The 18,044-nt window shown below is 65.2% G+C and carries 17 protein-coding genes; 7 read left to right on the top strand and 10 right to left on the bottom strand.

Annotated elements, in window-relative coordinates; all coding sequences use genetic code 11:
- Positions 1 to 9 precede the first annotated feature (9 nt).
- From ACM608_RS03175 to ACM608_RS03165, 3 genes are all read right to left on the bottom strand, one after another.
- The gene (locus tag ACM608_RS03175) at positions 10 to 528 is read right to left on the bottom strand and encodes a hypothetical protein (RefSeq protein WP_419681822.1); all 519 of its coding nucleotides are present in this window, start codon (positions 526 to 528) and stop codon (positions 10 to 12) included.
- A complete protein-coding gene (locus ACM608_RS03170; RefSeq protein WP_419685069.1) occupies positions 525 to 1,712 on the bottom strand; it encodes a phosphotransferase family protein in 1,188 nt (395 codons plus the stop codon). The genes ACM608_RS03175 and ACM608_RS03170 overlap by 4 nt, the downstream gene beginning before the upstream one ends.
- A 70-nt stretch (positions 1,713 to 1,782) precedes the next feature.
- Positions 1,783 to 4,365, bottom strand: coding sequence for a TonB-dependent receptor (locus tag ACM608_RS03165; protein ID WP_419681820.1), 2,583 nt, complete (start codon positions 4,363 to 4,365; stop codon positions 1,783 to 1,785).
- A 356-nt stretch (positions 4,366 to 4,721) separates the two neighbouring features.
- Here ACM608_RS03165 and ACM608_RS03160 point away from each other — a divergent pair, with 356 nt between their 5' ends.
- Both ACM608_RS03160 and ACM608_RS03155 read left to right on the top strand, forming a co-directional pair.
- Entirely contained in the window at positions 4,722 to 5,981 is a 1,260-nt protein-coding gene (locus ACM608_RS03160; protein WP_419681818.1) for a TetR/AcrR family transcriptional regulator, read from the top strand.
- 300 nt (positions 5,982 to 6,281) lie between these two features.
- Positions 6,282 to 6,635 (top strand): hypothetical protein, encoded by a 354-nt coding sequence (locus ACM608_RS03155; RefSeq protein WP_419681816.1) that lies wholly within the window; start codon positions 6,282 to 6,284, stop codon positions 6,633 to 6,635.
- A gap of 499 nt (positions 6,636 to 7,134) precedes the next feature.
- On the opposite strand, the gene ACM608_RS03150 is transcribed toward ACM608_RS03155, so the two are convergent.
- Complete coding sequence (locus ACM608_RS03150) at positions 7,135 to 7,497, bottom strand: hypothetical protein (protein WP_419681814.1); 363 nt, start codon at positions 7,495 to 7,497, stop codon at positions 7,135 to 7,137.
- 244 nt (positions 7,498 to 7,741) lie between these two features.
- On the opposite strand from ACM608_RS03150, the gene ACM608_RS03145 reads away from it, so the two are divergent.
- The 3 genes from ACM608_RS03145 (at position 7,742) to ACM608_RS03135 (ending at position 9,500) form a co-directional block, all read left to right on the top strand.
- On the top strand, positions 7,742 to 8,296 hold the full coding sequence (locus ACM608_RS03145) for a MucR family transcriptional regulator (protein WP_419681812.1): 555 nt from the start codon (positions 7,742 to 7,744) through the stop codon (positions 8,294 to 8,296).
- Positions 8,297 to 8,427: 131 nt separating this feature from the next.
- Positions 8,428 to 8,931: a hypothetical protein gene (locus ACM608_RS03140; RefSeq protein WP_419681810.1), complete on the top strand. Its 504-nt coding sequence runs from the start codon at positions 8,428 to 8,430 to the stop codon at positions 8,929 to 8,931.
- Between the two features lie 14 nt (positions 8,932 to 8,945).
- A complete protein-coding gene (locus ACM608_RS03135; protein WP_419681809.1) occupies positions 8,946 to 9,500 on the top strand; it encodes a DNA-3-methyladenine glycosylase in 555 nt (184 codons plus the stop codon).
- Here ACM608_RS03135 and ACM608_RS03130 read toward each other — a convergent pair.
- From ACM608_RS03130 to ACM608_RS03120, 3 genes are read right to left on the bottom strand one after another with little or no spacing between them, the layout of a single operon-like run.
- Positions 9,497 to 11,023: a DHA2 family efflux MFS transporter permease subunit gene (locus tag ACM608_RS03130; protein ID WP_419681807.1), complete on the bottom strand. Its 1,527-nt coding sequence runs from the start codon at positions 11,021 to 11,023 to the stop codon at positions 9,497 to 9,499. The two genes, ACM608_RS03135 and ACM608_RS03130, sit on opposite strands and share 4 nt — an antisense overlap.
- Positions 11,024 to 11,030: 7 nt before the next feature.
- Positions 11,031 to 12,179, bottom strand: a complete 1,149-nt coding sequence (locus tag ACM608_RS03125; RefSeq protein ID WP_419681805.1) for an HlyD family efflux transporter periplasmic adaptor subunit — start codon at positions 12,177 to 12,179, stop codon at positions 11,031 to 11,033.
- Positions 12,172 to 13,629: an efflux transporter outer membrane subunit gene (locus ACM608_RS03120; RefSeq protein ID WP_419681804.1), complete on the bottom strand. Its 1,458-nt coding sequence runs from the start codon at positions 13,627 to 13,629 to the stop codon at positions 12,172 to 12,174. The genes ACM608_RS03125 and ACM608_RS03120 overlap by 8 nt, the downstream gene beginning before the upstream one ends.
- On the opposite strand from ACM608_RS03120, the gene ACM608_RS03115 reads away from it, so the two are divergent.
- Positions 13,611 to 14,408, top strand: coding sequence for a TetR/AcrR family transcriptional regulator (locus ACM608_RS03115; protein WP_419681802.1), 798 nt, complete (start codon positions 13,611 to 13,613; stop codon positions 14,406 to 14,408). The two genes, ACM608_RS03120 and ACM608_RS03115, sit on opposite strands and share 19 nt — an antisense overlap.
- 39 nt (positions 14,409 to 14,447) lie before the next feature.
- Positions 14,448 to 14,702, top strand: a complete 255-nt coding sequence (locus ACM608_RS03110; RefSeq protein ID WP_419681801.1) for a hypothetical protein — start codon at positions 14,448 to 14,450, stop codon at positions 14,700 to 14,702.
- A 91-nt stretch (positions 14,703 to 14,793) separates the two neighbouring features.
- Here the strand turns inward: ACM608_RS03110 and ACM608_RS03105 are convergent, their stop codons facing one another.
- The 3 genes from ACM608_RS03105 to ACM608_RS03095 all read right to left on the bottom strand — a co-directional run bounded on the left by ACM608_RS03105 (position 14,794) and on the right by ACM608_RS03095 (position 18,042).
- Positions 14,794 to 15,636, bottom strand: coding sequence for a TorF family putative porin (locus ACM608_RS03105; protein WP_419681799.1), 843 nt, complete (start codon positions 15,634 to 15,636; stop codon positions 14,794 to 14,796).
- 208 nt (positions 15,637 to 15,844) lie between these two features.
- Positions 15,845 to 17,347 carry a SulP family inorganic anion transporter gene (locus tag ACM608_RS03100; protein ID WP_419681798.1) on the bottom strand — a complete coding sequence of 501 codons (1,503 nt, stop codon included), beginning with the start codon at positions 17,345 to 17,347 and terminating at the stop codon, positions 15,845 to 15,847.
- Positions 17,344 to 18,042, bottom strand: coding sequence for a carbonic anhydrase (locus ACM608_RS03095; protein WP_419681796.1), 699 nt, complete (start codon positions 18,040 to 18,042; stop codon positions 17,344 to 17,346). Before ACM608_RS03095 ends, ACM608_RS03100 begins: the two co-directional genes overlap by 4 nt.
- Between the last annotated feature and the right edge of the window lie 2 nt (positions 18,043 to 18,044).

Raw genomic sequence — 18,044 nt, 5'->3', positions numbered from 1 at the left:
TTCGTTGGATCAGACGTTCAGGACTTCCCGGATCGAGGGCAGTTTGACTTCGCCGCGTTCGAAACCGGTGGAGCGGAACCATGCCCGGTCGCGCCGCGTCGCGACTGCGGTATGTGCGATGATGGCGTCGGCGGATTGCGCGACGAACGCCTCGCTTCCGTCAAGCCCGCTTGCTTCCACGAGGTCCTCGATCGCCCGCGAGATGGCCACGATCCGTGCGCGCAGGTCGGCGGGCCTGCTCGCGGCGTTTTCGCCCAGCAACGTGGAGAGCTTATCCGCAGCGACCCGGGTGCGCGGGCCGCCTTCCGCGCTACCGGCAAGAGTGCTGCCCAGGGCGGCGAGCCCGGCGTGCTCCTGCCGCTCGAAGTCCGGTGCGAAGTCGATCTGCTCGCGCAGCAGCCCGATCTGCGCGAGGAGCAGGTGCGCCTGCTCGATCGCCAGCGACTGGTCGGCCGGAAGCGCGGGCAGGATCGCCTCCTGCAGCGCGCGCTCCATGCTGGAGAGGCGGTCTTCGATCGCGGGGATCACAGTCCGGGCTCCTGCTTCAGCAGATCGGCCAACTCGGCGGCGAAGATATGGCCGATCGGCGCCAGCCAAGTCAGCAGCACCTCCTGATGGTTGTGCCGGTCGCGCGCGGCCTTGACCCCGGTCGCCATGGTGATGACGATGCACTTATAGGCGGAGAAAACCTCGTAGAAGTGCAATGTCCGCCGGTCGATCTTGCGGCCTGAGGCTGCCTCATAGGCAGCGATCATCTCCCCCCGCTCCAGCAGCCCGGCGGCGAGCTGGCGATCGTGCTCCACCGAGCCGAACAGACGCTGCAGCATCCAGGCGATGTCTTCATGGAAGTCGCCGAGATGGCACAGCTCCCAGTCGAGCAGGGCGGTGATGCGGCCATCCGCCTCGTCGAACAGATAGTTGCCCGTCCGATAGTCGCCATGGACAAGAACGATGTCGTCAGCGGCCGGCAGGTTCCGCCGCATCCAGCGTTCGGCAAGCGCCATCACCGGAAACGACTGGGTCCGGTCTTCGCGCCAGACCTGCGACCACCAGTTGAGCTGCCACAAGGCCGCGCGGCGCGGGTCACCTGTGGGTGCCTCGAAACTGTCGAGACCCTTGCCCTCCCAGTCATAGCCATGGATGCGCGCAAGACAGTCGATGAACTGCGGGGCGATGAGCGGGCGCAGCCGGTCGCCAAGGATCGTACCGAGCCCGGTGACGCCGCCAACATTCTCGCTGGGCTTCGTGACACCGCCCACAAACTTCATGATCGCCGCCGGCTGGCCGAGAACCTCGCCCTCGGCATCCAGCCAGACCGGCACGGGCGCGGGCACGATCTCCCCGAAAGCGCGCAACACCTCGAACTCACGCCGGCGGTCGGATTCGGAGATCGACTGGAGCGGCTCCATGCGGAGCACGTATCGGCCGGCCTGCGGGTGACCGGCCGCGATATGGAAGCTGAACTGCTCCTTGGACGCGCCGCCGCCAAGGCGTTTCAGTCCTTCGATCCGCGCATCCGGCGCGGCCGTGGCGAGGAACCGGGCAAGCGCTTCTTCAACCGGTGCTTCGGCGCGCGGGCGGTAAGGCGGCGCGCCGCGCTTCCGTGCGGCGCGGCGTTCCAGAACGCGGCGAACACCGGGTTCGAGGTCGTCCTTGTCGAAGGGGTCGAACCCTCCGTCCACCTCCGCAACCCTGTCGGTCCCGTAACTCACGCCACCCAAGGAACGTCTCCTGTTCTGGTGGCGGGCGGCGTCGCGGAACTACCGCCCGTCACGCTTCAACTCAGAACTTGACCGTCGCCTCGACGCCATAGGTGCGGGGCTCGGCCCGGACGAGATGGCCGTTGCCGAACAGGTTCTCCAAGGCGATCGCGAACGGGTAATAGGTCTTGTCGGTCAGGTTCTTGACCCAGGCGGAGACCGAGAAGCGATCGAGCGAATAGGTCACGCGACTGTTGACGACCCAGTACTTGCCCTCACCTTGCGAGAACCTGCCGGTGGAGACCTGCGGCAGCGGGCCCCGCGAATAGTCCTTGAACGCGTCGTAATAGAACTGGCCGGTGTACGACGCATCGGCATGGACGAGCAGCTCGCCTCTGCTGAAGCGCACCGCGGTCCAGTCCGCACCAAGATTGATCGACGTCTTCGGCGCATAAGGGAACGGGTTGCCGCCGACATTGACCGGCCCCTTGGCCGAGACCACGCAGCTGCCGGCCTGCGCCGGGAAGCCGGTGATCGGCGTGGTGGGGCATGGATCGTCCGCATACTTCGAGTCGAGCAAGCCGAACGAGGCGCTCAGGCGGAGACGATCGGTCGCGGCAAGCTGAGCCTCGATCTCGAGGCCCTTGATCTTGCCGTCCAGGGAGACGAGGTTGCCCGTCGCGGTCGCATCGATGACCTGCCCCTGCTGCCCCTGATAGTCATAGTAGAAGAAGGCAGCGTTGAGCTGGAGCCGATTGTCGAACCAGCGCGACTTCAAGCCGATTTCGTAGGCGTCCACCTTTTCCGGCGGCACGAAGTAGACCTGGTTGGACGTGCCATAGGCAAGGCCGTTGAACGTGCCCGCGCGATAGCCGCGGCTATAGCTGCCGTAGATCAGCGAACGCTCGGTCGGCTTCCAGTCGACGATGACGCGGCCGGAGAACTCATTCGACCGCCCCTTGTTGCTCAGGCCGCCCGGCAGCGGGGTTCCCGCCGCCTGATCGGATGGGATGACGACCGCGCCGGCCTCGTTCAGCACCGGCTGCAGGAAATAGGGCGCGAACGCCCCGCCGCGCATGAAGTCGGATACGGTAATCATCCGGGCGACGCCGGTATCGTCGAAATAGGTGGTGATGCCGTCCTTATATCTCAGGCGGTCCATGGTGTAGCGAAGGCCGGCCGTCAGCTTCAGCGTGTCGGTGATCTCGTAGCTGCCCTCGCCATAGATCGCGTAGGACTTGCGGACCTGCTTGTAGGTCTGCTCCGCGGTGATGCCCGTCGGCAGCGAGCCGGCGGAAAGACCCGCGCCGTTGAACGCGCCGCCGGGATTGAAGTACCCGGTGGGCGAGCCGACTGCCGCATTCACGTCGCGCAGGAAGTTGAAGAAGTCGGGGTGGTTGTTCGCGGTCAGGCTGTCGCGGCCATAGAAACCGCCGACGATCAGCTTCGTGCGGTCGCCGTCATAGTCGAGCCGGATGTCCTGATTGAATGCGTTGAACTTGGAATCGTAGCCGATGGCGCAGAGCCGGAGCGGTGTCGCATCGCAATCCTGATTGTTGACATAGCGGCCGTCGTCATAGCCGGAGATCGAGATCAGCTTCAGCGTATCGGAAAGCTGGATCCTGGCGTTGAACACCGCACCCTTGGCGCGCGACGAGGCGAAGCGCTGCGAGTCCGTCTCGATCTCCCGCTCCTTCAAGCCTCGGGCGTCGGCGCTATAGCTTGCCGGCACGATTCCGGCCGGCGCGAGCGCCTGGAAGATACCGCTCAGCAGGAAATTCGGGTTGGTCCAATCGATCACGTCGCTGGTGCGCGAGGAACCGAAGGGAATGTTCGCATCGCTCGTGCCCGTCGCGCGCCCGGCGTACAGCTTGAGGTTGAGGTCGATATCCTCGGTCGGCTTGAACCGCATGCTCACGCGCGCGCCCCAGTTCTTCCACCCGCCCGGCGAGCGGCCAGTGTTGAAGTTCAGTCCCGACGCACCGCCACCCACGATCGTGCTGGGTCCCGCGGGAAGCACGTTGCGAATGTAGGGATCGGTATCGACGAACGTGCCAGCGACGCGGATACCGAACATGTCGTCTACCGGCGTATATTCGACCGCGCCTTCGGCCGACCGGCGGTCGAAATTGCCGTAGCCCAGCGTCAGATAGCCTTCGCTGCCGGACAGTTGCGGCTGCTTGGTGATGAAGTTGATCGCGCCGCCGGTGGTGTTGCGGCCGTAAAGCGTGCCCTGCGGGCCGCGCACCACCTCGATCTGGTTGAGATCGTAAAGCTGCTGACCATGCGATGAGCGGAACGCCTGATAGACCTCGTCGACATAGATGCCGACGGGCGAGGCCGCGTTGGCGTTGAATTCAGTACCGACGCCGATGCCGCGGAGGGAGAAGTTCGGCTGCTGCTTGCCGTAAGGCGAGGAGACCTGAAGGTTCGGCATCGAGTTGTTGAGATCCGACGTTTCGAAGACGCCGCGCTTCGTGAGGTCGGCGGCCGAAACCGCCGTCACCGCGACGGGAACATTCTGCAGATTTTCAGACCGCCGAGTCGCCGTGACGATGATGTCCTGTAGACCCTGGGTGTCGGTGGCGGGATCGGCAACGCTTTGGGCCAGAGCGCTCGTCGACGCGCCGCCCATCACGGCAAGCAGAATCCATGACTTCCGCATATATATCCTCCCCATCTCCTCGCGACCTCCGCAAGCGCGGGGCGCGTTTTTCGGAAACTCAGGCGCTCACTCCGCTTCTCTCGCGCGGATGCGGGCAACGCCGCCTGTAGAACAGCCTATAACGGCTGATTGATCCGGCGACAATCGATAAACAGGATTACGAAAGAATTTCGAGGAAGGTTCGCCCCCGCCGTCTGCGTGACCGACGCCGCCGCCGGGAATGCTTACAAAGCAGCATACGGGCTCTATAACGCGTGATCGATCAAGTTTCGGAGTGACGTTGAGCTCTGAGGCGAGGTGCAAGCGGGGATCGAGCCAGATCGACCGGGTGAGCAGAGGTTGAGGTAATGACGAAAATGAGCGACCTGAGTTCTCGCGAGGACCTGATCGAGCAGACGATCAGGGCAGTGGCGGAAAGCGGGTTGCAGGGCATGTCGCTCCGCAACGTCGCGGCCGGCGCAGGTGTGTCGACTGCCTCCATCTTCCACTTCTTCGGCAACAAGACCAATCTACTCCACGCCGCCGCCGAAAAAGCTCTGATGTTGGAGTCAGAGCTCCACCAGGCACTCCTCGCTGAGTTGACGGGGCTGGAGATCGAAACGGCGCAGACAACCGAGCTGATCGTTAGCTACGTCACAATCCGGAGAACGGCTCTCGTGCCTCGCTTCTGGCTTGAGATGGCCTTCAACGGGACCGAGGATTTCCCCGGGGAGGCCCCGGTCAGAAGCTGGCGTGAGATCCGCCGCACTTTCTGGACGAAGGTCACGGGAGATGCCGTGCTCGCGCGCTTCCTGATCGACCATCTGTTGATGGAGGAAGTCTACGCCGTCGCGCTTCACGACGACTTTTCATTCTGGCCGCTGGTCATGGAGACTGCGCGCGTCTTCGCATCTCGGGCGGACGGCGGGCGGCCACCATCTGGCGGCTCGAACAAGATCGGCGAGTGGCTCCTTTCGAAGCCTCAGCAGTTCGCCATCCACGAAGAGCCGCCGGCGAATGGGGTCGCGAACCGCCTGCTGACGGCTGCGTCGACGCGGATATTCAGCGGAGGACTCGGCGCGATAAACGACCGGGCGATCGCGCGGATCGCCGGTACGGCCCCTTCCATGATCGCCTACAACTTCGGCAATTCCGCAACCTTCCTTCAAAAGGCGATATGGCGGGCGATGCTGCACGAAATACCGGGTTCGCTGGACCCCGCGATCCGCGCCGAGACGCGGCGCGACGACCTGGACGATTGGGCCGGCGTGATGACGAGCATGGTCGAACCGGCTGCCGCGGGGAAGCAGCCGGGCTTCTATCTCGGATACACAAGGATTACAGGCCAAGCAGCGCTTCTTTCGGCTCGCCGAAAGGATCTCGTACCTCTCATACGGCATCTTCGCATCATCGACGGCACCGGAACGTATCGGGCGTGTCAACTCTACTGGCCGGCAGCAACGGACTTCGGACCAGCCGAAGCGAGGGCATTCGGCATCTGGATCAAGGGAGCTTCGATCAGCAACAACATCGTCAAGGCGGAGCGAACGCTGATCGCGAGCACAGTGAAACGAGCCGCGGAATTCTTCGGCAGGCGACCGCCTGCAACGAAGACAGGTGCCATCAAAGCAGACTAGCGCGGAGCTACATTAAGAATAGTCAAACGAGCGGGCGGTGGGGTTCGGCGCGAGCTTCCTCGACTTCACAGCATCACGCCCGCCTGGCGAGGTCTCGCCGACCCTTGCTGCTGCAGCGCAGCTTCGACGGCGGCTTCGAGACCCAGCTGCGATCAGCCCGGCCGGCGGGGGCGCGGAGTGTCGCGAGGGCCTCGCCGCCTTCTTCGCCAAGCGTCCGCCCGATTTCCGGAAAGGCTAGCTAGCGAGGCTCCGTCAGTCGCGTGCGCGCCAGCCGTCGGGAACGTCCGCAGGTTGGCACCGTTGGAAGTCAAACTGCCCCTTCAACGGAAAGGCCAAGCCATGGACATCTCGGTGAGCCCAGCTCTCGAACGGGTCGCCCGCGTTCTCGCGGCACGACGCATCAGCATCAACGGCGCCGGCGATGAGGCGTCGGCGGCGTCGGAGGTCGACAGCACATGGCGGGACTTCGAAGAGGATGCGATCGCGGTCCTCAAGACGCTTCGGGAGCCGGATGAAGAGATGGCTGCCGCCGGTGATGCCGCGATCTGGTCGCGCATGATCGCCGTCGCGCTGGGGCAGGATCCCGGTGCGGGGCACGCGGCGGAAACGGAGGATCTGGACATCGGTTCGGCTCCTCTTATCGAAGGCCCGTGAAGCGAGGACACTGCCGCACGCGATAGCTCGAGGGGCTGACAGCCGAGACCGTCGCGCCCGGCAATTCAAGGGAACGATGCCGCCGACCTCGTCGCCTTAGGTGCAGCCGCCAAAGGACCGGAGCTGCCGGCCGGCTTCAGCCGAACTCCACCGGAACCAGAGAACGACACCTCGGACCGATTGAAATTCGGCTTCGTGGCTGTGACTGCCCGCACAAGACCCGCCATGTTGACGAGAGTAAGCATCCATTTTCTGCTCCATCAGATCCGGAGTTCAAATGGATTTTGGCTTTAGTCATGATGACGAAAAGACTACCGACCTGTCCGTTCGGTTCTTTTGGATTTCGTTCGCTCTATGTCCCGATGACTAGGCGGGAATCTGGTCTACTTCGCCGCCGTTTTCGAAGACTACCCCCTGTCGATCGTTTGGACCCGCTAAGATGAGGGCGGCTCTGACCCTGATCTGCCCTCTCTCCAAGAGCGGGCGACCACATTTGAAGTCACTCCAGTCCACTTCTGCCAGGAGCGCCTGTATCTATTGTCCGCCCCTTGGTTGCCTGAACATCCGTGCGTAACTGAGCATTGCCGTTCGCGACGTGCTGAAGCGCTATGTCCTGCCCGTTGGAGGTGCACCGGCCGACGAGCACAGTCGCACGTTGCTCGACCGTTTCGCAGGTTAGCCGCTTGTTCAGCGTGATGGATGCCAGCGCCGCGCGCTGCCTATCGCGTTCGACCTGATCGGAAGCGGATGCACGGATGTCGGCGAGTATCACCTTCTCGCCAGACTGACAGACGAAGGCCGTGGCCGATGTCACTGCAACAGGCATACACGCGATAACCAAGGACGCGATCATGTTCTTCAAACGAACCTAAACATCCGATTGTTCCGGCCTTTTCATTGATTTTACATCCAAAACATCTCATTCGCCGCAATTCTGTCGGAGCAGAAACGATCCTCCGCTTGTTCTTCGACAAGCTGGTTCAGGGGCGCCATTGCTCCTTTCTTCAAGATCAATCCGAAGCAATCTTGCATCATCACGGCAGTGCTCCTAAGACGCGCGTTGGAATCACCTGCCCCTTGCCCCAATTTACCCGCCGGAGATCTAGATGACCGAAGTGAACAATGAAGCGCTGCTGACCCTGACCGCAGACATCGTGGCGGCGCATGTCGCCAACAACACGGTTTCGGTGACCGATCTGCCGGGCCTGATCGAGAAGGTCCATGGCGCGCTCACCGGTCTGGGTGCACCTGCCGCGCCGGAGCCTGTCGAACAGCAGCCGGCCGTTCCGGTCCGCTCCTCGATCAAGCCGGATTATCTCGTGTCGCTGGAAAGCGGCAAGAAAATGAAGATGCTGAAGCGCTATCTGATGAATAGCTATGGCATGACCCCGGCCGAATACCGCGCGAAGTGGAAGCTTCCGGCCGACTACCCGATGGTCGCGCCGAACTACGCGGCTCAGCGCAAGGAACTGGCGCACAAGATCGGTCTCGGCCGGAAGCCGAAGGTCGAGGAAGCGCCGCAGCCAGCCGCCGCTCCGGCCCGTCGCGCGCGCAAGCCCAAGGCCGAGGCGGATGCGCCCGCCGCTGCCCCCACCCCTGCCGCCGCCCCCGCGGAGGCGCCGAAGCGTCGCGGCCGCAAGCCCAAGGCTGCTGCCGAGTAACCTATTCCTCTTCCCCGTTGGTGCGAAGTCGAGGGTCAGTCCGCCAACTCGACTTCGCACAGCGGATAAAGATAGTCGCACGGCGATCGCCGCGCCTTGCAACATTTCCCGTTTCCGGCGATTTTCCGGACATGAGCCGGATCGCCATCATCGATTTCGAGGCCAGTTGCCTCCCCGATGACGGCATGTCCTATCCGATCGAGGTTGCGCTGGCGGAGGTGGATGGCCCCTCCCGCGTCTGGCTGATCCGCCCCGCCTCGCGATGGCGTTATTGGGACTGGTCCGAAGATGCGGAGCAGTTGCACGGTCTCTCCCTGGAGACGATCGAGCGCGACGGCCTTGATGTCGGGACCGTCGCGGCCGAACTGGCCGAGGCGGCGCGCGGCCTGACCGTCTATGCCGATAGCGAACTCGACGCCTACTGGAACGAGACCCTGGCGGAGGCGGCCGGGACCAAGGCCTTCCCCATCCTCGACATCGGCGCGGTCTTCGTCTCCCTCGGTGTGTCGCGCGGACAGGTCGACGCCGCGGAAGCCCAGGCCCGCGCGCTCCTGCCGAGGCAACATCAGGCCGACTTCGACGCGCGACGCTGGGCCGAGACGATCCGGCTGCTGCGCGCGCGTGAGGCGGCTTAAGCCGCGACTTCGTCTTGCCGCTACCCTCGGACTTCTTCGCGCAGGATGTGGAGACGGTTGCCCGGGCGCTGATCGGCTGCACCTTGCTGGTTGATGGCATCGGCGGGGTGATCGTGGAGACGGAAGCCTATGACCACACGGACCCGGCGTCACACAGCTATCGTGGCGAGACACCGCGCAACCGTTCGATGTTCGGGCCGGCGGGGCACGCCTATGTCTACCGCAGCTACGGCATCCACTGGTGCCTCAACTTCGTCTGCGGCGAACCCGGGAGCGCCGTGCTGATCCGGGCGATCGAACCGCAGGCGGGGCTGGAGTTCATGCGCGAACGGCGCGGCGGTATCGCCGATCGCCTGCTCTGCGCGGGGCCCGGACGCTTGTGCCAGGCGCTCGGCGTCACCATCGCCCATGACGGCCTGCCGCTCGATCGACCGCCATTCGTGCTGACCGCCGGCACATCGGCGGAGATCGTGACCGGACGGCGGATCGGGATCAGCACCGGCGTCGATCTGGTCAGGCGCTATGCCCTCGCCGGATCGCCATATCTAAGCCGGAAGATCGGCCCCTAGTGGGCCTTTGACATATCCACCTTGCCGCCGGGACGGGGAGCGAGCCAGACAACCGCCGCCGACACGAAGATGATCACCGCAGCGATCATGAATGTGTGGGTGACGGCAAGAACAACCGCCTCGTTCTCGACTAAGTTGGAGATCACCTGACGCCCTTGTTCCGCACCGAAGCCAGCGGAGGACAGAACGTGCTGGGCGTCGTCGGGGCGGAGGCTCGCCGCCATTTCGTTGCGCGCGACGCGCTGGTTGTCGCCCCATTCGGTCAGCACGAGCGAGGTTGCGATCGCGACCGCCATCGTGCGCAGGAAGTTCTGCAGGCCGGCGGCGGAGGCGGTTTCCTCAGGCCTGACCGACCCGAGCGTTATCGCCGTGAGCGGGATCATGAAGAACGGTACGCCGAAGCCCTGCACGACCTGGGGGAGTGCCAATGTCCAGAAATCGGCACCACTGGTCCACTGCGTCCGCCACAGCGCCATCAGCCCGGTCCAGGCCACTCCGCCCGACACGAGGATACGCGCATCGACCTTCGACATGAACTTGCCGACAAGCTGCGCCGTGGTGAGCGCGGTCAGCGCGGTGAAGGCGGTGACAAGGCCGGCATCCATCGCAGGGTAGCCAAGCGAAAGCTGCAACCACTGCGGGATGATGACGATGCTGGCAAAATAGGCGCCAAAGGCGAGCGTAAGGGCGATGACGCCGAAGGTGAAACCGCGATGCCGGAAGATGCGCAGATCGACGACCGGGTGCTCCTCCGTCAATTCCCAGACGATGAAGACCAGCAATCCGATTGCGGCCACTAGGCCGAGCGCGACCACCAGCGGATCGGCGAACCAGTCACGATCGCGACCGATGTCTAGCATCAACTGGAGGCTGCCGATCCAGATGAGCATGAGGATGAGGCCGACCATGTCGATCGGCGTCTTGCGCGTGGCCGTCTCCAGCGGCTTGAACAGCAGGATGGTGCCGGAGACACAGGCGATGCAGACCGGCACGTTGATGAAGAAGATCCAGTGCCAGCTCCAATTGTCGCTGATGTAGCCGCCCAGGATCGGCCCGGCCGCCGGCCCGAGCAAAGTGGTCATCGCCCAAAGCGCCATCGCCCGGTTGCGCGATTCCGGAGGAAAGGCCCGCAGGAGCAGGGTTTGGGTCAGCGGCATGATCGATCCGCCGAACATGCCCTGCAGGATGCGTGACGCCACCAGCATGCCGAGCGTCGGCGACAATCCGCACAGCACCGACGAGATGCCGAAACCGGCCATGCAGATGGTCAGCATCCGAACGGCGCCGAAACGCAGCACCAGCCAGCCGGTCAGCGGTACGAAGATCGCCTCCGCCACCGCATAGGAGGTGATGACCCAAGTGCCCTGATCGGCGGAGATGCCGAGATTGCCAGCGATGTGCGGGACCGAGACATTGGCGATGGTGAGGTCCAGCACCACCATGAAGTTGCCGAGGGCGAGGACCAGCCCGGCAAGGAGCCGCCGGTTGGCCGGCAGCACGGCGCTGTCTGCAGAGCCGGCCATGACCGCCTCAGTTGCCCGAAAGGTCGATCTCGACCTCTGTGGAGAGGCCGATGCGGAGCGGGTGCTCGGCAAGCTCCTTAGGGTCCAGTTCGATGCGCACCGGCAGGCGCTGCACCACCTTGATCCAGTTTCCCGTCGCGTTCTGCGCCGGGATCAGCGACAGGGAGGAGCCGGTGCCGCCGGAGAAGCCCGCCACGCGCCCGTGATAGACGACGTCGCCGCCGTAGATGTCGGCCGTCACCGTCGCCGGCATGCCGACCTTCACCCGGCGAAGCTGCCGCTCCTTGAAATTCGCGTCCACATAGACCTGCGACAGGGGCACGATGCTCATGATCGGAGTCCCCTGCGTCACGCGCTGGCCAACCTGCACCTGCCGCTTGGTCACCACCCCGTCGATCGGTGCGCGGATCACCGTGCGGTCGAGGTCGAGGCGTGCCGAGCGCAGGCGGGCAAGCGCCGCCATCACACCGGGATCGGTCTCCTCGGTCGAGCCCTTCACCAGCGCCTCGTTGGCGGTGAGTTCGCCGATGGCGGCGCTCCGCGTGGACTGGGCCTGCTGCACCGTCGCGCGCGCCTGGGCAAGCGCCGCCTTGGCACCCGCAAAGGCGTTGACCGCGCTGGTCAGCTCCTCCCCCGAGACGGCACCGCTGTTGCGCAGCTTCTGACGCCGCTCGAGGTCGATGCGGGCGCGGTCATAGTCCGCCTGCGCCGTTTCGACGCGGGTGCGCGCGGCGGCGATGTCCGCCTCACGCGCCGCCACCTGGGAGGTGAGCGCGGTGCTGGTGGCGCTTGTCTGGCGGAACCGGCGCCGTGCCTCGGCGAGATCCGCCTCGGCCTGCGCGATGGCGATGTCGGCATTGGACGGGTCGAGGCGGACGAGGATTTCGCCGCGCTTCACCTGCGCGGTATCGCTGACCCGCACCTCCACCGCCTGAGCGGAGAGCAAGGGCGTGATCTGGGCGATCTCCGCATTCACATAGGCATTGTCTGTTTCGACATGGTTGCGCCCGATCAGCAGATAGTAGAGCAGCCACAACGCCCCGATCACCGCCACGGCGATGGCGATGCGGATCAGCCAGGTCCGGCGCAGCGCGCGATTGCGGGCGGTGCGTGCCTCGGCGTCGGCCTCGATGGTGGGGGAAGCGGCGTCAGCCATGCGTACGGTCCTTGGGTGTGGAGATGCCGGCGGGCGTGAAGCCCCCGCCGAGCGCGCGAATGAGGGCGACGTCCAGCGCGAAGGCGCGGGCGTCGAGGTCGGCGACCGCCTGACGCGCGGAAAGCAGGCGATCCTCCACGTCGAGCACGTCGAGGAAGGTGGAGAGACCACCCTCGTAACGCTGCCGCGCGATCGAATAGGCCTCTTCCGACGCGGCCAGCGCCTTCCTGGCGCTGTCGAGGCGTTCGGTCAGGATGTTCCGGCTGGCGACCGCGTCCGCCACCTCGCGATAGGCGCCGAGCACGGAGCGGTCGTAATCGGCAACCGCCTCGTCATAGGCACCACGCTGCGCACGATACTGGCCGCTGATCGCACCGCCGTGGAAGATCGGCAGGCTGATCGCCGGCCCGACGCTGCCGTAGATCGAGTCCTTCTCGATGAGGTTTTCCAGGCCGAGCGCCTGATAGCCGACCAGCCCGCTCAGACGGATGGCCGGGAAGAAGTCGGCACGCGCGACCTTGATGCGGCTCGCCTCCGCCTCCGTGCGGGCCAGCGCGCTCGCGATGTCCGGACGACGCGCGACAAGATCGGTGGTGACGTCCTGCGGCAGGGCCTGCGGCACCAGCGCGGCGAGGCGCGGCGGCGTGATCGTCAGCGCGCGATCGGGGCCGGCGCCGATCAGCGCGGCGATCTGGTTCGATCGGAGCGCGATCGCCTCGTTCGCGGCGGCGAGGCTGGCGCGCGCGGAGGACACCGTTGCGTCGGCCTGGCGCAGGCTGCCCCGCGTCTCCAGTCCGTTCTGCTCGCGCTGACCGACCAGGTTCTGGGTGGCGAGGCGAAGGTCGAGCGCGCGCTGCTGGGTTTCGCGCTCGGCGTAAAGGCGGGAGAGGTCGGCATAGGCATCCGCGATGCCGGTGGTCAGCATCAACCGCGCCTGCTGCGCATCGATCTCGGCCGCCCGCGCCTCCGATGTTGCGGCGGCGAGCGCCGCCCGGTTGCGGCCCCAGATATCGAGCTCGAGATTGAACTGCCCGGCCACCTGACCGGTGTCGAGCCAGCCCTGGGGCACGAACTCCTTCGGGAAGCCAAGGTTGTAGCTCTGCTTGTCGAACCCCGCCCGGCCCGTCACGTCGAATGACGGCAGGAGCGGCGCGCCGGCTTGCTGCGCAAGGCCCGCCGCCCTCCTGAAGCGCGCGGCGGCGGCGACTACGTCGGGAGAACGGGCGAGCCCTTCCTCGATCAGCGCGGCAAGCTGCGGATCCCGGTAGGCCAGCCACCAGCCGTCGGCCGGCCAGGCCGAGGCGGTGCCGCTCAGGCTGCGGGCGGCATCGACGCTCTGGGCGGTACGGACCAGCGGCTTGGGGCCGAGATCCGGCATCGGCGCGCAGGCGGCGAGCCCCAGGACGGCGAACCCGAGCTGGGCGGCAAAGAATGGACGTGACGCAGACATCAAAAGGAAAACCGTACTGCTTGGTAGCGAAATCCTATTGCGCCGCAGCGAAGGTTCTCGTCAATCAGAAAAGTGTACTCTATGGTACGGCTATGGCGGTCGCGGACAATCCCCTTTCCCGGCGTGAGACGCGAGGGCAAGACCGGCGCGATGCGATCATCGCGATCGCGGCCGATCTGTTCCTCTCCCACGGTTATGCCGGGACGACGATGTCCGGGATCGCGGCGGCCGTCGGAGGTTCGAAGGCCACCCTCTGGGGCCACTTCGAGTCGAAGGAGTCGCTGTTCGAAGCGGTAATGGACCGCATCACCGCGACCTTTCAGGCGCAGCTGGCCGAGATCCTCGCCCCGCGCGGCGACCTGCGCGTCACCTTGCGAGGCTTTTGTCAGGGCTTAATCACCCGCGCGACCTCGGCCGAGGCGATCGCCCTTTTTCGTCTGGTCGCGGCCGAAGCGGGGCGGACACCCGAGGTCGGCCGCATCTTCTACGAGCGCGGGCCACGCCGGACCTGGGAGCAAGTGGTGCCGGTCCTTGCCGAAGCGATGGATCGCGGCATCCTGCGGAGGGACGACCCGCTGATCGCCGCGCGGCTGCTCTCCAGCCTCTGCCTGGCCGGAACGCATCAATTGTTGCTGCTCGGCCTCATCACGGAGCCGGACGAGCGCGTGATCGAAGAGGATGCCGGGCGAGCACTGGACACATTCCTGCGCAGCTATGTGGTCGGCGACCTGCACGGACATAGTTTGTCACGTGCCGGAAAACACACCGACAGCCGCTGAGATCAGACAGACACTCCTAACTCCAGGAGAGTCTTCGACATGTTCATGCGCTTCGCCGCTGCGATGATGATCGCGCCACTCACGATCGCGCCCGCGATCGCAGCCGACCTGACCGACACCCATGTGCGCGTCGAGGCGCCAGGCGCCAAGGGCATCGCGCCCGTCTATCGTCCGATGAGGAAGAGCGAGACGGCGGCGCGCGTCGCGCATCATACGCCGGCTGGCAAGATCAAGCCTGTCGCAAATCCCGGTCAGGCGGCGGGCACAGCGGAAGCGCCGACCGACAACGACTGAATGTTGTGATTGTCATCCCGACCAGGATCGGGATGACAATCCACGGAAGGCAGGCCGGACCGCGATCTCGTCGCGGCCCGGCCTTTCACCATCAGAACGCGGCCGAGACCGAGAACACCACCTGCGGCCCGGCGATACGGGTGCCGTCCTTGGTGTTCGAGAAGTTCGGATAGAGGTACTTCGCTTCCTTCAGCTTGATGTTGGTGTCGGTATAGGCGACGCCCAGCACCACCGGGCCGAAGGCGGCCCAGTCCGCACCCACCATCCAGTCGAGGTACTCGCCGGTCGGCGCGACCGAGGTGCCGTTCGGGCCCAGGCCGGAATTGCCCTCCGAATAGCCGAGATGCGCCTTCAGCGTGATCGGCGTGTTCGGGATCGCCGACGAGATATCGCCCCAGACGTAGAAGTTGTCGTTCTTCTTGCCGGGATTGTCGGGGATGCCCGTCGCGTAGGACGCGCCCGAATTATACCACTTGCCCAGCGCCTGCTGCTTCGGCGCATAGGCGACGCCGCCCAGCCAGCTGATCGGACCGAAGGTGGTGCTGATCTTGATGTAGGGCTCGGCGAAATCGGTCTCGCTGGCGCCGCCCGGATACATGTACCAGGTGAGGCCCACGTCGACGTTCACGCCGGGCGAGACCTCTGTCTTGAAACCGCCGACGAGATCGAGCTCGGTGTTCGACCCGCCGAAAGTGCCCCAGCCGGACAGGTTCGACGCCCAGGTCGCGACATAGAAGCCGCTTTCATGGGTGAGCGTCAGGCCGCCCTGCACCGCCAGTTCCTCGTCCGACTGCGACACGCCGCGGAAGCGGTAGTCGGAGACGAGCGCGATGCTGCCGGAGACGGTGAACGGTGCGGCGGGCGCATCCTGAGCCAGCGCAGGCAGCGGAAGTGCCGCGGCCAGGGCCGCGAGCGAAAGGTAGATCGGCTTCATGGTAACTCCCCAAATGAACCGTTCTTCCTGCGGCCCCCTTCCCCTGTCTAATCGCAGGAGATGTTGTGAGCCGGTCCATTTGATACGGGAGCTACAGTCGCGTCATTTCAAATATTGCATTGCACCAAAGTTAACTTGGAACCGTGGCCAGCCAAACACGGTTTGTTTCGTTATTGTTTCCGTGCTTGGCTGGCTTGTTTCCAGATGATCAGGCGGGCAGACCCTTGAAGCGTCCACCGCCCAGAACCTCGGTCTCGACACCGCTGGCGCGACGGCGCTGCAGCCACTCGCCCAGCATCTCCGCGCAGGTATGGTCGATATGGCGAAGCCGCTCCATGTTGAGGCGGACGCCACGGTCCGCCGGCGTGGCGTCCAGCGCGGCCGACAGCTTGGGCAGGGTGACGAAGGTCGCCGTGCCGGCAAGGTCGATATAGCTCCGCTCGTCCTCCTCGCGCCGGTCCATCTTGAGGCCGAGACGTCGGACATGCGGCAGCAGTTCGACCAGCGACAGCAAGATGCCGACGATCACGCCGGTCAGCAGGTCGGTCGCCACCACCATCACCAAGGTCGCCGCCCAGATCACGGCGGGCAGAGGACCATAGTTGTGGAGGAGGTGGCGAACATGCTTCAGGCTGACGAGACGGAAGCCGGTGACGACGAGGATACCCGCCAGCGCCGACATCGGGATCTCCCGAAGCAGCCAGGGCAGGACCGCGACGAAGCCGAGGATCCAGACGCCGTGCATGATCGCCGACAAGCGGCTCATCGCGCCCGCCTGCACATTGGCCGAGCTGCGGACGATGACGCCGGTCATCGGGATCGAGCCCGCGGCGCCGCAGAGGAAGTTGCCGATTCCCTGTGCGCGCAGCTCCTTGTTGTAGTCGGTCCGCACGCCGTCATGCATTCGATCGACCGCCGCCGCCGAGAGGAGGGTTTCGGCGCTGGCAATGAACGCGATGGCGAGCGCCGTAACGACGATCTCCCCGTTGATGCCGAACAGGCCCTCCGAAGTTGGCAGGGTGATCGCGCCGACGATCGATTCCGGCACGCTCACGCGGACAACATCCAGCCCGCCGAAATAGGCGACCAGCGTCCCCGCCAGCACGCCCATCAGCGCGCCGGGGATGAGCTTCAGCGTCGCCGGGCGGAACTTCTCCCAGGCGAGCATGGTGGCGATGGTGATGACGCCGACGAGAAAGGCGAGCTCCGCACTCTGTACGGTCATCGCGGACAGGCCGAGCACCTGGCCCGGCATGGCGGCGAGGTTCTCGAGCCCGCTGGGCAAAGGACGGTCATCGAAGAGAACGTGGAACTGACCGACGACGATCAGCACGCCGATACCGGCGAGCATTCCGTGGACCACGCCCGGCGAGATCGCACGGAACCATCCACCCAGGCGGAACACGCCCGCCGCGAACTGCAGCACACCGGCGAGGAGCAGGATCGGCCCGAGCGCGGAGAGACCCTGCTTCTGCACGATCTCGAACACGATGACGGCAAGGCCCGCGGCGGGGCCGCTGACCTGCAGTGGCGATCCCGCCAACGCGCCGACGACGATGCCGCCGATGATCCCGGTGATCAGGCCCTTTTCCGGTGGCACGCCGGAGGCGACCGCGATGCCCATGCAAAGCGGCATCGCGACCAGGAAGACGACGATCGACGCCGTCAGATCCCGCGACAGGAACTTCGTCGTGAAGGCGGCGGTACTCATTCGGCCGCCTCAAGATGCGCGCCACGGTCCGCCGCCAGACGCTGCCGCGCAGGAACGGCGATCGGCAGCGGCCGCGTCTCGTCGACCTTCACGAAGGCACCGCTCTGCCCATCGAGGGCGAGGACGACGCCCTCATGGATATCGACGAACCAGCCGTGCAGCGAGATTTCGCCGCGGGCGAGGCCGGCGGCGACCGACGGATGGGTGCGCAGGTTGTTGAGCTGCGCCACGACGTTCTCCAGCGAGAGCGCGCGGACCCGTTCGGTGCCCTCCAGATCCGGGTAGCACTCGTTCACGACATTGCTGGCGGCATGCGAATGGCGCAGCCAGGCGGCGACGTTCGGCATCTTCTCCAGGGCGGGCAGGTTCATCAGCCCCTTCATCGCGCCACAGTCGGAATGGCCGCAGACGATGATGTCGCGCACGCCGAGCGCCATCACCGCGTACTCGACAGTCGACGTGACGCCGCCGTTCTGGGTTGCATGCGGCGGCACGATGTTGCCCGCGTTGCGGCAGACGAACAGGTCGCCGGGCTCCGCCTGGACGATGTGCTCCGGCACGATGCGGCTGTCCGCGCAGGAGATCATCAGCGCCTTAGGGCTCTGCCCGTCGGTGGCGAGCTTGGAATAGAGCGCGGCCTGGTCGCGGTAGACCTGCTTTTCGAAACTGAATACGCGTCCGAGAAACTCGTTCATGG

It is taken from the genome of Sphingomonas sp. ID0503 (assembly GCF_048565625.1).
Lineage (GTDB): Bacteria > Pseudomonadota > Alphaproteobacteria > Sphingomonadales > Sphingomonadaceae > JBLZUR01.
This window is presented reverse-complemented; position numbering and strand designations above follow the sequence as displayed.

Bases quoted from the DNA above. Each gene is read 5' to 3' on its own strand.
- ACM608_RS03165 (WP_419681820.1), bottom strand. From the start codon at position 4,365: ATGCGGAAGTCATGGATTCTGCTTGCCGTGATGGGCGGCGCGTCGACG.
- ACM608_RS03160 (WP_419681818.1), top strand. From the start codon at position 4,722: ATGAGCGACCTGAGTTCTCGCGAGGACCTGATCGAGCAGACGATCAGG.
- ACM608_RS03145 (WP_419681812.1), top strand. From the start codon at position 7,742: ATGACCGAAGTGAACAATGAAGCGCTGCTGACCCTGACCGCAGACATC.
- ACM608_RS03140 (WP_419681810.1), top strand. From the start codon at position 8,428: ATGAGCCGGATCGCCATCATCGATTTCGAGGCCAGTTGCCTCCCCGAT.
- ACM608_RS03130 (WP_419681807.1), bottom strand. From the start codon at position 11,023: ATGGCCGGCTCTGCAGACAGCGCCGTGCTGCCGGCCAACCGGCGGCTC.
- ACM608_RS03125 (WP_419681805.1), bottom strand. From the start codon at position 12,179: ATGGCTGACGCCGCTTCCCCCACCATCGAGGCCGACGCCGAGGCACGC.
- ACM608_RS03115 (WP_419681802.1), top strand. From the start codon at position 13,611: ATGGACGTGACGCAGACATCAAAAGGAAAACCGTACTGCTTGGTAGCG.
- ACM608_RS03120 (WP_419681804.1), bottom strand. From the start codon at position 13,629: ATGTCTGCGTCACGTCCATTCTTTGCCGCCCAGCTCGGGTTCGCCGTC.
- ACM608_RS03110 (WP_419681801.1), top strand. From the start codon at position 14,448: ATGTTCATGCGCTTCGCCGCTGCGATGATGATCGCGCCACTCACGATC.
- ACM608_RS03105 (WP_419681799.1), bottom strand. From the start codon at position 15,636: ATGAAGCCGATCTACCTTTCGCTCGCGGCCCTGGCCGCGGCACTTCCG.
- ACM608_RS03100 (WP_419681798.1), bottom strand. From the start codon at position 17,347: ATGAGTACCGCCGCCTTCACGACGAAGTTCCTGTCGCGGGATCTGACG.
- ACM608_RS03095 (WP_419681796.1), bottom strand. From the start codon at position 18,042: ATGAACGAGTTTCTCGGACGCGTATTCAGTTTCGAAAAGCAGGTCTAC.